The sequence below is a fragment of the Limosilactobacillus portuensis genome (assembly GCF_028607025.1).
Classification (GTDB): Bacteria; Bacillota; Bacilli; order Lactobacillales; family Lactobacillaceae; genus Limosilactobacillus; species Limosilactobacillus portuensis.
Window position 1 is genome coordinate 676312 of sequence record NZ_CP117296.1, and the last position, 13704, is coordinate 690015.

The window sequence follows — 13704 nt, forward strand, 5'->3', positions numbered from 1 at the left end:
TTTGATGCTTGAACTTAAGGAATTAAAAGAACAAATTGATCAATTCCTGGAGCAGCAGATGGCTTCTGATATTGATCAAACAACGTTGGCATCATCAATGGAATATTCTGTTAATGCTGGTGGTAAAAGATTGCGTCCAGCATTAACATTGGCGACTGTTCAAATATTTGGCGGGCAACTTAATCAGGATGTAATGAAAGCGGCAACCGCCGTTGAATTGCTTCATACGTATTCACTAATTCATGACGATTTACCGGCAATGGATAATGATGATCTGCGTCGGGGTAAGCCAACTAACCATAAGAAATTCGGGGCAGGAATGGCTACTCTCGCAGGAGATGGTTTGTTGACCATGGCATTTCAATGGTTAACGGATAACCAATTGTCAACGGAAACACAAGCAAAATTGACACTGGCACTTGCTAAAGCGGCCGGTCCTGCGGGAATGGTTGCTGGGCAGGCTCGAGATATTGAAGGAGAGCACCAAAATCTAACTCTTGAGCAATTACGTTACCTTCATCGTCAAAAGACAGGGGCTCTTTTAAGTTATGCTGTTTTAGCTGGTGGAATTATTACAAAGCAAGATTCATCTACTCAGAAGCTTCTTACTGATTTTGGTGCCCAGTTTGGGCTGGCTTTCCAAATCTATGATGATTTAATGGATGTTATTGGTACGGCAAAACAGATGGGAAAAGCTGTTCATAAAGATGCTGGAGAACATAAGAATACCTATCCGGGATTACTGGGTGTTCAGGGAGCCGAGAAACAACTCCATTTAGCATTGAAGCAGGCTAAGGAGAGCCAAAGAAAGCTGACTGAGAAAACCGGCTGTGATTTTAGTGCTTATGATCAGTTTTTAGCATATTTTAAATTGTGAGGGTAACAATGGAAAAACAACGTGTTGATATTTTGCTTGTAAAACAAGGGCTTTTTGACTCTCGTGAACAAGCAAAGCGAGCTGTGATGGCTGGTGAAATATTAGGAAAGAATAACGAACGCTTAGATAAACCAGGAGAAAAGATCCCTGTAACCACAACGCTGCATATGAAGGGGCATAAGATGCCATATGTTAGTCGTGGCGGGTTAAAATTGGCCAAGGCACTAAAGGTCTTTGGTATTAGTGTTAAAGATAAGACGGTGTTAGACATTGGTTCTTCAACTGGTGGTTTTACCGATGTGATGCTGCAAAATAGGGCAAAGCTAAGTTATGCACTTGATGTTGGAACAAATCAACTTGTGTGGCAGCTTCGTGAGGATCCACGAGTGGTTGTTATGGAGCAAACTAATTTTCGGTACAGTAAACTAGCTGATTTTGATCATGGTCAGCCTGAGTTTGCTTCGATTGATGTTTCGTTTATTTCTTTGCGCTTAATACTCCCACCGTTAGCAAAAATCCTTATTCCTGGTGGGGAAGTAGTGGCATTGATTAAGCCACAATTTGAGGCAGGAAAAGAAAAAGTAGGCAAACATGGAATCATCAAGGATCATGCTGTTCATCGGGAGGTCCTTGAAGATGTTCTTTCCTTTGCTCGGGAAGATGGCTTTGATATTCTTAATTTGGACTTTTCACCAATTAAGGGTGGCCAAGGAAATATTGAGTTTCTTGTTCATTTAAAATTAACAGGACAGCCTGGTAAAATCGCGGAACAGGTTAATATTGATCAAGTATTGGCTCATGCTGATGAAGAACTTAACCATAAGGAGTGAAAAATGATGAGAAAGGTTGAGCGTCAACAGTTAATTCGGGAAATTATTACTAAAAGTCAAATTGAACGGCAGGATGATTTAGTTGCTGCATTAATGGTTCGTGGTGCCCGCGCAACTCAGGCGACAATTTCACGTGATATTAAAGAATTGCAATTGGTTAAGGTCCCCTCCAATGATGGTGGGTATCGCTATGCCCTGCCTGCACAAGGAAACATTGATAATCAAACCAGATTAAGTACTGAATTGTCTAACAACATGCTTTCTTTAGAACGGCAAACACAATTTTTATCTATTGTTATGCGTCCGGGGAATGGGCCAGTAATGGCAAGCTTGATTCGGCAGTTAGAAATTGATGACGTTTTTTCGGTAATTGGTGATGATGCAGGGGTCCTTGTTGTTTGTCGGTCAGCTGATGCAGCAGTTAATGTTGAAGAGATGTTTCAAAATCTGATGAATCAAGGTGACTAAATGTTACAAGAATTAACAATTGATAATTTAGCAATTATAAAGCATCTGTCACTGGATTTCTCTGATCAAATGACTGTTCTAACAGGGGAAACCGGTGCCGGAAAGTCCATCATTATTGACGCCGTAGGATTGCTAGCAGGTGGCCGTGGTTCTCAAGAATATATTCGCCGTGGCGCCGATAAGCTATCTCTTCAAGGACAGTTTGCTCTTCCTCAAGATCCAGAGTTTAATCATTTATTAGATTCATTAGGAATTGATCATGAAGATGGAATTCTGATTATTTCACGCGAAATTTATCGTCGTGGGCGAAATGTTATCCGGGTTAATGGTCAGTTAATTAATACAGCAACTTTACGCCAAATTGGTTCGCGATTAGTGGATATTCAGGGACAAAATGAGCATCAGTTATTATTACAGCCAGAAATGCATCTCGGAATGCTGGACCAATTTGCTCATAATGAGGTTCAGGAATTATTAACTCGCTACCAAAATGAGTACCAAGATTATGTAAAATTAAAAGCAGCAGTTAGTAAAAAACAAAATAATGAACAGCAATGGGCCCAACGCTTAGATATGCTTCGCTACCAAGTTAACGAGATTGCGGAGGCTAATCTAAAGGCTGATGAGGAAGAGCAGTTAACAAGTGAACGAGATCGTTTAGAACATTTTCAACAGATTAACAATGCGCTTCAACAGGCAGTCACGGTGTTCAATGGTGGTGACCAGGGAGCAGTTCTTGATCAAATTGCAACCGTTATGAATTCAATTAACGAAATTGCAGAATTCGATGGCGCGTATGATTCGTTAAGTAAATCGTTGAATGATGCCTACTATGCTCTTCAAGATGTTGCCACAGAAGCTAGTCAACAACTGGACTTATTGGAGTTCGATGATGACCGCCTTAGTGAGATAGATCAACGATTAACTATGATTGGCGATTTAGAGCATAAGTATGGTGATAGTGTTAAGGACGTTCTTGATTACTATGATCAAATTAAGCAAGAACTAGATTCAATGGAAGAAGCTGCAGATTCAAACAGCGATTTAGAGGAACGCCTGTCAACCGCTGAAGAAAAATTAATTAAGACTGGTCAACAGCTAAGTCAGGTCCGCCAACAGGCAGCTCACCGGTTAACTAAACTAGTTCACCAGCAGTTAAAGGAACTTTATATGGATAAGGCGGTTTTTGAAGTTCACTTTGCAAAACAGTCACGAGCTCACTTTACCCCAAACGGAATTGATGAGGTTGAATTTTATATTCAGACCAACCCTGGAGAAACAATGGGCCCGTTAGCACGAATTGCTTCTGGTGGTGAACTTTCACGGGTGATGCTTGCTCTTAAAACAATCTTTGCGCAAAATGAAGGTGTGACGAGTATTATCTTTGATGAGGTAGATACCGGAGTTAGTGGTCGTGTTGCTCAAGCAATTGCGGATAAAATTAAGGTAATTGCAAATAAGTCACAGGTTCTTTGCATTACTCACCTGCCACAAGTTGCTGCGGTGGCTCAACACCACTTTTTAATTCAGAAACACGTTAAACACGAGCGGACAACCACAATGGTGACAATTCTTAGTGATAAGCAACGGGTTAATGAATTGGCCCGGATGTTATCGGGTGAAAAGGTAACAAAATTAACCAAAGAACATGCGGAAGAGTTATTAAAGATGGCACAGGATTAGATAATGCAGGCAATGTGGAATAATTTTGGTTAGGGATCAAAAAGAACGAGGACAGGGAATTTCTGCTTTTCCTGACCTCGTTCTTTTACTCACTTACTATTAATTTAGAAAAATTAAAAATTTGCGATATAACGAATTTGATTAAAATTAACTACGTAACTTACGTTTTGATTTTGGATTAGGTACCGTTCGCTATCTAATTTCTTAACGGTTCCACGAACGTTAACAGGGTAGCCATCATTGTTAACAGGCATTAATTGAACCAACACTTGCAAACTGTTGCTGATAGTTTTATTGAGAAAAGAGAGTCGTTGTTTTGCTGGTTGGGGAGTTAATAATCGAATTGATTCCCCGTGAGATGAAAAGTCATTATTTAATAACTGTTGTAATTTGCCATTAATGATAGTTGATGCTGATTTAAATAAGGATTGTTCCATTTGCATTTCACACATCTCCGAACGTTTGTTTGTAATCACAGTATACGAACAGACGTTCAAAAATGCAAGCCCCAATTTAGAAAAAATGATGAAGTGCCTCATAATTGTTAGACAAAAGTTCTAACGATTGTGAGGCACTTTTTATGACTAAATACAAACCTGACTTTAAAGCTAAAATTGTCCACGAATATCTGACTACTCCACAAAGTTCTCGAGCCTTGGGGCGCAAATACAGTATCAGTAGCCGACTGATCAGGAAATGGATTCAAAGATATCGCTTAAGTGGGATAGACGCCTTGAAACGGCGTCGTCATCCACGAACCCTTACCGCAGATTTTAAGTTGAGTGTGATAGACTACTACCAAACTCATGAGGAATCGATGGTTAAAGTAGCGGCTCGATTTGACGTGCAAGCGTGCCAAATTTCACTTTGGCGGTCACAGTTCAAGCGAGATGGTATTGAAGCCTTGAAACCTCACCCGAAAGGTAGGCCGTCAAAGGTGAAACATACTAAGAAACGACTTCGTCGTCTTACTAATAAGACTGAAGTGGAACGTTTAAAAGAAGAACTTGCCAAGAAAAGCCAAGAACTCTATGACACAAAATTGGAACGTGACATCTTAAAAAAATCGTTGGCCCTGTTCGGACCCTCCAAGGCAAAGAGAAAACGCAAATAGTTGATCAGATCAGGGCAGATCAAGCATCGCTACCGAAGAAATATCGCTATAAGATTGGTGACATTCTCCATAAAATCAACCTTCCTAAGGCTACTTACCATGATGAGCGCAAGCGCATCGCTAACCATCATGATAAATATGCGAGTGTTAAGCAAGTGATTCTTAGCGTGGCTAAAGAAGGGCAAGTCCGCGGACGATGGACCTACGGTTATCGTCGCGTGAACCAAAAACTGCGGGCAATGGGCATTCATTTGGCGGACATGACGGTGAACAAGTTGATGGCGAAATTAGATGTTCAAGTGGCACTGTATAATCGCCACCGTAGTGGTAAATACTCATCTTATGAAGGTAATGTGGGCACAGTTGCGGATAATCTACTAAAACAACAATTTCAGGCCACCATTCCTTATCAAGTCCTCCACACAGATGTTTCTCAAGTTCGCTTAGCTAATCACAGTTGGGCTTATATTTCCTCAATTATCGATGAAGCCAGTAAGGAAGTTTTAGCCTTCCAATTGAGTCAACATCCTGATCGACAGTTGATTACCGCTACTCTCAACGAGCTATGTACAAAGCTGCCTGATAATGCTCAACCAATTATTCATTCTGATCAGGGGTGGCACTATCAACTGGGGTACTATACCCAAAAGTTAGCTGATAATCACTTTATTCAAAGTATGTCCCGTAAGGGAAATTGTCATGATAACGCACCAATGGAGAGTTTCTTTCACCTGTTTAAGACAGAGTTATTAGATGGTTTCCCACCATGTAAAGACTTAGCTGAATTAAAATCACTCTCAGCTCAATACATTCATTACTTTAATTACCAACGTATCTCCTTAAAAACAAAAGGTATGACTCCGGTTGAATACCGAAATCATACCTTGGTAGCTTAAATAATCAATTTTGTCTAACTTTTTTGTTGCACTTCATGACAACTTCACTAGTTGATTTTATCGTTTATTTAGTGCATTATAGTAATAATACGTTATATTTGAATAGGAGAATTAGCATGGCAAAAAGGGGAATGTTAATTGTACTTTCTGGCCCTTCTGGTGTGGGTAAGGGTACTGTACGTAAAGCAATTTTTGATTCCAATGACAATGACTTTCAATATTCTATCTCGATGACAACACGACAACCACGGCCTGGTGAAAAAAACGGGGTTGATTACTACTTTGTTTCAAAGGAAGAATTCGAACACGAAATTCAAACGGGTGGAATGCTTGAATATGCAAAGTATGTTGACAACTATTATGGAACCCCATTAAAATATGTTAATGAGACCTTAGATTCAGGGAAGGATGTTTTCCTTGAAATCGAAGTTAACGGTGCAATGCAAGTTCGTTCAAAATGCCCAGATGGTGTCTTTATTTTCTTAACGCCACCTGATTTGGATGAGCTAAAGCAACGATTAATTCACCGTGGTACTGACAGTATGGATGTTATTAACAAGCGAATCCGAAAGGCTTTTGATGAGATTCGGATGATGCAAAATTATGACTATGCAGTTGTTAATGACAAGGTACCAAATGCTGTTGCTAAAATTAAGGACATTATTCGTACGGAACGGCTCCGGGTTAACCGAGTAATGCCACGCTATCTTGAAATGTTAGGAGATTCAGCACAATGATTCTTTTTCCATCAGTTGATGAATTGTTAAAACGAATTGATTCACGTTACTCTTTGGTAATGCTTGCAAGTAAGCGAGCACATGAATTGGAACGTGGATCTGCACCACTTCTTGATCACTACTACTCAAGTAAGCCAGTTGGAAAGGCTTTGGAAGAAATTGAAGCCGATAAGGTAACAATTGATCCAGACCACTTTGAAGACTTACAAGACTAACTACTAAGTGGGCACTATTATATTGAAGCATTCGTAATTTCTGAATGATTAATTCACCGGGGTTACGAATGCTTTTTTCTATTAAATAATTATTGTGGAAGTCACGGAAAAACTGATTGAGAATGATATAATCAAGTTTGGAGTTAAACGATTGGAGGGTGCTAGATGGCAAAAATAGCGGTATATATGACAGGAGGAATTGCTCTATATAAGGGTATTGAGGTAATTCGTGCTTTAGAAAGAGATGGACATCAGGTTCGCGTGGCGATGACTGAGTCCGCAACTAACCTAGTAACTCCTTCAACGTTGCATGCACTAACGCACTATCCCGTACTAACAACCCTATGGAATGATAATAATTCTCCGGTTCCTCACATTGAGCTTGCAGACTGGTCCGACTATGCAATCGTATTACCAGCAACTGCTAATATTATTGGTAAAATGGCGAACGGAATCGCTGATGATGCTGTATCGACAACTCTTTTAGCTACAGCAGTTCCTAAAGTTGTTGTTCCAGCAATGAATAGCAATATGTGGAATAATCCTGCGGTTCAACGGAATGTGGCTCAATTAAGGATAGATGGGGTAACGGTTATTGAGCCAGCAGTTGGAATGCTCGCTGAAGGTTATCGGGGGAAAGGACGTTTACCGGAACCTTCTGAAATTATTAGTCAGTTACGGTCGATAATTAACGGTTCAACTCGTGGAAGCCTTCGTGGGAAAAAAGTATTAATTACTGCCGGTGGAACCCGCGAAGCAATTGATCCCGTTCGTTTTATTGGTAATCGCTCTTCAGGCAAGATGGGGATTGCAATTGCAAAAGCGGCCGCAGATGCAGGTGCTACTGTTGAACTGGTTCTTGGTCAAATTTCAGTTCCCCAACCAGTACACCCACGAATTAGTATTTATCGGGTTGAAAGTACGGAGGAAATGCAGACAAAAGTGACGGAACTCTTTCCATCAGCTGATATTTTAATTATGGCAGCTGCAGTTGCTGATTTTCGTCCCGCGCAAGTCGCTAACCAAAAGATAAAGAAGCAGGATGATCAAGAACAGTTGGAACTCCAATTAGTGAAAACAACGGATATTTTAAAAACGGTTGCGGAAAAGAAGCGGGCAGAACAGCTCGTAGTCGGTTTTGCTGCGGAAACCGCAGATCTAATACAAAATGCTAATAAAAAGCTAAGAAGTAAGAATGCTGATATAATCATTGCCAACAGTGTTGCTGGGGACAATGGAGCATTTGGCAGTGACTTAAATCAAGTAACAATTCTTCAATTAGGGACTGAGCCAGTTCAATGGTCAAAAATGAAAAAGATAGAAGTGGCAATCAAACTAATTCAGTTACTTGCTACCAAGATGAAGTAAGGTGAGTGAGAGTGTGGCACAGTTAGCACAGGTAATTGTTGATGTTCCTACAATGCAAACAAATCGACCCTATACATACCAAGTGCCAACTCGGCTCGAAAATCAGGTTAAATTAGGGATGCGGGTAGTCGTCCCGTTTGGCAATGGTAAGCGACAGGTACAAGGGTTTGTTGTTGGCCTTGACCAACCAACGAAGTATAACGGTCAGTTAAAAGCAATTGATGCCCTAATGGATTTGCAACCGGTAATTGGGGATGAATTATTAAGGCTTAGCAAATGGCTTGCTGATCAGACATACTCTTTTTGGATTTCTAGTATTTATACAATGCTACCCAACATGTTAAAGGCTAAGTCAACACGAGTCGTTAAAATTGTTGATGAGGTGGATGAACGGGTTACTTTTGATGTTTTTCATGGTAAAGATGAACTGGATTTTGCAACGGTTCAATCAAATCCTCAGATAGTTAGTTTGCTGCTCAAACTGCAAAAGCGGGGAAAGGTTCGCTTTGAGTATGTAGTGGCGGACAAAGCAAAGGCCAAAACAACGGTAGGGATCCGTCCTCAATTAAATTTTGAGGAACTTGAGGAAGCACGAACATCTCTCCATGCTAATGCGCGCGCGCAGAATCGTTTGCTCTCTTATTTGCAAAGCATTGTTGGTAAAGCTATCAAGCAAGCGGATGCTGAAAGGATCAGCGGACTAAAAGCGGCAACTTTCAATACTGGTGTTCAAAAGGGCTGGTTAACGAAGGTACCAATTGAAGTTTATCGGACACCGCTTGGACAGGAACCTTTACCAGATGATCACCACCTTGCTAAGCCGTTAGCCTTGAACGATGAACAACAAGCGGCTGCTGATAAGATTGAGCAGGCAATTGATGATTCTCAGAGTCGCGTTTTTCTTCTTGAAGGAGTGACGGGTAGCGGGAAAACCGAGGTTTATCTCCAGTCGATTGCTAAAGCACTTCAAAATCATAAAACAGCGTTAATGCTTGTTCCAGAAATCTCATTAACTCCTCAAATCGTGAACCGGGTTCGTCGTCGCTTTGGTTCAAAAGTTGCGGTCCTTCATAGTGGACTTTCTGCTGGGGAGCGTTTTGACGAGTGGCGACGGATTAATCGTGGAGAGGCTCAAGTTGTTGTTGGTGCGCGATCTGCGATATTTGCTCCTTTGACTAATATTGGTGTGATCATTTTAGATGAGGAACATGAATCAAGCTATAAACAAGATGAGGCTCCTCGTTATCACGCTCGCGAAGTTGCAAAGTGGCGGGGAAAGTATAATGATGCCCCGATTGTTCTTGGATCTGCTACCCCAAGCTTAGAAAGCCGGGCACGAGCAATGAAGGGGGTTTACCAACTTCTTCAATTAAAGCACCGGGTAAATAAACGTCCCTTGCCACCCATTAAAGTGGTGGATATGCGTCCTGAGATTAAGGAGAGGGGAGAGAGTAACTTTTCTCGTGAACTTTTAACTAAGTTAACTGATCGATTGGCAAAAAATGAACAAAGTATTTTAATGCTTAATCGAAGGGGCTTTTCATCGTTTATGATGTGTCGTGATTGTGGGGAAGTCCTTAAGTGCCCTAACTGTGATATTTCTTTAACCCTCCATATGGATAGTCACACGATGAAATGTCATTATTGCGGTCATGAGGAACCGATCCCCCGTTTTTGCCCTCATTGTGGTAGTCGTGAGATCCGCTACTACGGGACGGGGACAGAAAAAGTCGAACGGGAGCTGACTAGTTTAATTCCTCAAGCACGTATTATTCGGATGGACGTTGATACCACCAGACGAAAAGGAATGCACGAAAAACTTTTGCGGCAGTTTGGCCAGCATCAGGCTGATATCCTCTTGGGAACCCAGATGATTGCTAAGGGACTTGATTTTCCCAATGTTACCTTAGTGGGAGTCCTTAACGCGGATACTGGATTAGGACTTCCCGATTTTCGGTCAAGTGAACGAACGTTTGACCTGCTAAGCCAGGTTAGCGGACGGGCTGGACGAGCAGATAAGAAGGGGGAAGTAGTAATTCAAACCTATAATCCTGACCACTACGCTATCCAATTTGCTCAAAAAAACGATTATGAAGGATTCTTTAAGCGGGAGATGACATTGCGCCACCAAGCCGGCTATCCTCCGTATTACTTCACTGTTCGCTTAATGGCGAGTCATGAAGATGAAGCAGTTGCTGCACGTGCAATGGCGCAAATTAAAGAACAGCTAACAAAAAGTCTGATGCCCTCAACAATTATTCTTGGGCCGACGCCGCGGGCAATCGCGCGAATGAAACGGCGATATTACTACCAAATTGTAATCAAATATAAGCAGGATCAATATTTGCATTCGCTCTTACAAAAAATTCTTCAAGAAACCCAGAGTAAGGGAAAAAATGATGTTCAAATTTCAATTGATCCAGATCCACAATATTTTATGTAATGAAAGGATGACTTACTTATGTCAACATCAATCGTATTTATGGGAACCCCTGAATTTGCAGTTCCAATTCTTCAAAGCCTTATTGACGCGCCTGAATATGATGTTAAAGCTGTTTTAACCCAACCTGACCACCGTGTTGGCCGTAAACATGTTTTAACCCCATCCCCAGTGAAAAAGCTTGCGGTAGAAAACCAAATTAAGGTTTTACAACCAGCTAAGCTTAGTGGTAGTCAAGAGATGACAGAGATTATTGAACTGCATCCTGATTTGCTAATTACTGCTGCTTATGGTCAGTTCTTACCGACGAAGCTACTCGATGCCGCGCAGATCGCTGCAATTAACGTCCATGGCTCACTACTGCCGAAGTATCGTGGCGGTGCACCAGTTCAATATTCGATTATCAATGGTGATCGGGAAACTGGGGTTACAATTATGTATATGGTTAAGAAAATGGATGCTGGTGATATGATTTCTCAGCGAGCAATTCCAATTGAACCTGATGATGATAACGGAACAATGTTTAAGAAGTTGAGTATCCTTGGTCGGGATCTCTTGTTAGATACGCTACCTGACTTGATTAGTGGAAATGTTAAACCACAAAAACAAGATCCGGAAAAGGTAACTTTCTCACCAAATATTTCAAGTGAACAAGAGAAAATTGACTATACAATGTCAGCATCGCAAATTGATGATAAGGTTCGTGGGTTGCGTCCTGCACCAATTGGCAACATGAAGATTGATGGCCTTCGAACTAAAATTTATGACGTGACACCATTGGCTGAAAAAACTGAGTTGGAGCCAGGAAAGGTTGTTCGGGTCGACAAACACCATCTGGTTATTGCTGCTGGTAAGGGGACTACATATCAAATTAATGAGTTGAAGCCTGCCGGTAAACAAAAGATGAATATTACGGCTTACTTAAATGGTCACCAAAACATTAAGGAAGGGATGCAAGTGGTAACTGATGACTAAATTCACCCCACAAAATGCGCGGGAATTAGCTTTTACTTCTTTAGAGCGAGTTCGGAAAACAAAGGCATATTCAAATCTTCAAGTAGACGAAACACTTCGTCGACATGACTTAAGCCCTGCAGATCGGCGGCTGGTAACGACAATTGTTTACGGAACGCTCCAGCACCAGCTTACTTTAGAATATTGGCTAAAGTCCTTGACACCAGGTAAACGGTTGGATCCGTGGGTTGAAACGCTCCTATTAACAGCTCTTTATCAATATAATTATTTAGATCGGGTTCCCGATTGGGCGATTACTGATGAAACGATTAAAATTGCTAAACATCGTGGAAATCCGGGGATTAGGAAGTTTGTTACGGGAGTCCTTCATTCTGCATTACGAAAAGGAGTTCCAGATCTTGCGTCAATTAAGCCAGTTGCAAAACGATTATCAATTGAAGCAAGTGTTCCACAATGGTTAGTTGAAAAATTTATTGAAGAAAATGGCGAACAGACAACGGAAAAAATCTTGCAAGCAATTAATGAACCTGCCCATGTTTCTATTCGCGTTAATACTAAAAAGAGTAATTTGGAAACAGTAAAGCAGCAATTACTAGATGAAGGGATTGAAACGGCTGAAAGTCAGGTTGCGGCTAATGCATTAGTTGTAACTTCAGGAAATGTTGTTAACTCCCCGTTGTTAAAGGATGGGATTATCACGATTCAGGATGAAAGTGCCATGTTAGCAGTTGAAAGTATGGATCTTCATCCACAATTTAAGGTGCTTGATGCATGTGCAGCACCAGGTGGCAAAACGGTTCAAATTGCTGAACAGCTCTCATCTGCTCAGGGTGGTCAAGTTGTTGCTCTAGACATTCACCAACACAAAGTTCGCCTAATTGAGAGAAATGCTCAACGAATGGGAGTAGAAAGCGTTATTAAGCCGTTAGCACTTGATGCCCGGAAAGTTAATGACAAATTTGCCGATGAAGAATTCGATCGAATTTTAGTTGATGCTCCATGTAGTGGAATTGGTTTATTACGGCGTAAGCCAGAAATTCGTTATACTAAAACTGCTCATGACAGCCAGCAATTACATCAAATTCAATTAGCAATTTTAAATGCTGTTGCTCCAAAAGTGAAAAAAGGCGGTATAATTATTTTTAGCACGTGCACAATTTTAACTGAAGAAAACGAACACACCGTTCAAGAATTTCTTCAAGCGCATCCAGACTTTACCCTGGAGCGAACAGTAACAAAACGTGCTCTTAAGGACGATCGAGATTCGGCAACTTTAACAATTCTGCCGAGTGATTACGGTTCCGATGGCTTCTTTATTAGTTGCCTTAAGCGAAATCTGTAGAAGGGAAAAGCATTATTTATGAAAGTTGCTTATCAAACAGATATTGGTCATCAAAGAAAGGAAAATCAGGATCGGGTAGCCAAATTCACTGCCCCTGATGGAACTCTTTTGGTGGTCGTTGCCGATGGAATCGGCGGTGGTAGAAGTGGCGATGTTGCTGCCCAAATTACTGTTGATCATCTTGGTCGTCAATTCCAAGTGGCCTCACCAAACTCATCATTGGAAGCAATCCGGTGGTTCGCACGTGAGGTCCAATTAATCAATGACGAAATCTTACAAAAATCAAAAGAAAACCCAAAATATCAGGGGATGGGCACTACATTGGTTGCCGCAATTATTTTTGATCAGGCAATGGTAGTTGCTAATATCGGTGATAGTCGGGGATATGTTCTCCATGATGACTTGTTGACGCAGGTAACAATCGACCATTCATTAGTTAATGAGCTGGTCAAGCATGGTGACATTACAGAAGAAGAAGCTCGTAATTATCCACAAAATAATATTATTACTCGTGCTATTGGTGTATCAGCTGATGCTAGAATTGAAGTTAATCGCTTTGACTTGGGTGCTGGTGACCAAATTTTGCTGTGTTCTGACGGTTTATCAAAAATGATTACCCGAGAACAGATGATGAGGGTACTCGAATCAAATCTTTCATTAACAGAGAAGTGCTCGCAATTAGTAAAAATGGCAAACGAGGCTGGTGGGCCTGATAATATCACTGTCCTGATTGGGTTAGCAGAAGACCAGGAGGGGTAG

Annotated in this window: 14 protein-coding genes; 13 read left to right on the forward strand and 1 reads right to left on the reverse strand. The window is 41.1% G+C overall.

Annotated features, from left to right (window positions below; all coding sequences use genetic code 11):
- Position 1 precedes the first annotated feature (1 nt).
- From PRK60_RS03440 to recN, 4 genes are read left to right on the forward strand one after another with little or no spacing between them, the layout of a single operon-like run.
- A complete protein-coding gene (locus PRK60_RS03440) occupies positions 2-877 on the forward strand; it encodes a polyprenyl synthetase family protein (protein ID WP_102168900.1) in 876 nt (291 codons plus the stop codon).
- 8 nt (positions 878-885) lie between these two features.
- Positions 886-1707 (forward strand): TlyA family RNA methyltransferase, encoded by an 822-nt coding sequence (locus PRK60_RS03445; RefSeq protein ID WP_273646329.1) that lies wholly within the window; start codon positions 886-888, stop codon positions 1705-1707.
- Between the two features lie 6 nt (positions 1708-1713).
- Positions 1714-2175: an arginine repressor gene (locus PRK60_RS03450; RefSeq protein WP_273646427.1), complete on the forward strand. Its 462-nt coding sequence runs from the start codon at positions 1714-1716 to the stop codon at positions 2173-2175.
- Complete coding sequence (gene recN, locus PRK60_RS03455) at positions 2176-3858, forward strand: DNA repair protein RecN (RefSeq protein WP_102168897.1); 1683 nt, start codon at positions 2176-2178, stop codon at positions 3856-3858.
- A gap of 113 nt (positions 3859-3971) precedes the next feature.
- Here the strand turns inward: recN and PRK60_RS03460 are convergent, their stop codons facing one another.
- Complete coding sequence (locus tag PRK60_RS03460) at positions 3972-4301, reverse strand: hypothetical protein (RefSeq protein WP_102168896.1); 330 nt, start codon at positions 4299-4301, stop codon at positions 3972-3974.
- Between the two features lie 137 nt (positions 4302-4438).
- Here PRK60_RS03460 and PRK60_RS03465 point away from each other — a divergent pair, with 137 nt between their 5' ends.
- The 9 genes from PRK60_RS03465 (at position 4439) to PRK60_RS03505 (ending at position 13704) form a co-directional block, all read left to right on the forward strand.
- The gene (locus tag PRK60_RS03465) at positions 4439-4972 is read left to right on the forward strand and encodes a helix-turn-helix domain-containing protein (protein ID WP_102169382.1); all 534 of its coding nucleotides are present in this window, start codon (positions 4439-4441) and stop codon (positions 4970-4972) included.
- An 8-nt stretch (positions 4973-4980) separates the two neighbouring features.
- Positions 4981-5868 (forward strand): IS3 family transposase, encoded by an 888-nt coding sequence (locus tag PRK60_RS03470; protein ID WP_260846181.1) that lies wholly within the window; start codon positions 4981-4983, stop codon positions 5866-5868.
- A 116-nt stretch (positions 5869-5984) separates the two neighbouring features.
- Positions 5985-6605, forward strand: coding sequence for a guanylate kinase (gene gmk / locus PRK60_RS03475; protein WP_040531401.1), 621 nt, complete (start codon positions 5985-5987; stop codon positions 6603-6605).
- Complete coding sequence (rpoZ, locus tag PRK60_RS03480) at positions 6602-6820, forward strand: DNA-directed RNA polymerase subunit omega (RefSeq protein ID WP_003717336.1); 219 nt, start codon at positions 6602-6604, stop codon at positions 6818-6820. The genes gmk and rpoZ overlap by 4 nt, the downstream gene beginning before the upstream one ends.
- A 165-nt stretch (positions 6821-6985) precedes the next feature.
- A complete protein-coding gene (gene coaBC, locus PRK60_RS03485) occupies positions 6986-8188 on the forward strand; it encodes a bifunctional phosphopantothenoylcysteine decarboxylase/phosphopantothenate--cysteine ligase CoaBC (RefSeq protein ID WP_273646330.1) in 1203 nt (400 codons plus the stop codon).
- Between the two features lie 13 nt (positions 8189-8201).
- Positions 8202-10631 (forward strand): primosomal protein N', encoded by a 2430-nt coding sequence (priA, locus tag PRK60_RS03490; protein WP_273646331.1) that lies wholly within the window; start codon positions 8202-8204, stop codon positions 10629-10631.
- A gap of 18 nt (positions 10632-10649) precedes the next feature.
- A complete protein-coding gene (gene fmt, locus PRK60_RS03495; RefSeq protein WP_102169426.1) occupies positions 10650-11603 on the forward strand; it encodes a methionyl-tRNA formyltransferase in 954 nt (317 codons plus the stop codon).
- Entirely contained in the window at positions 11593-12945 is a 1353-nt protein-coding gene (gene rsmB / locus PRK60_RS03500; protein ID WP_392391051.1) for a 16S rRNA (cytosine(967)-C(5))-methyltransferase RsmB, read from the forward strand. Before fmt ends, rsmB begins: the two co-directional genes overlap by 11 nt.
- A gap of 18 nt (positions 12946-12963) precedes the next feature.
- Positions 12964-13704, forward strand: coding sequence for a Stp1/IreP family PP2C-type Ser/Thr phosphatase (locus tag PRK60_RS03505; protein WP_102169428.1), 741 nt, complete (start codon positions 12964-12966; stop codon positions 13702-13704).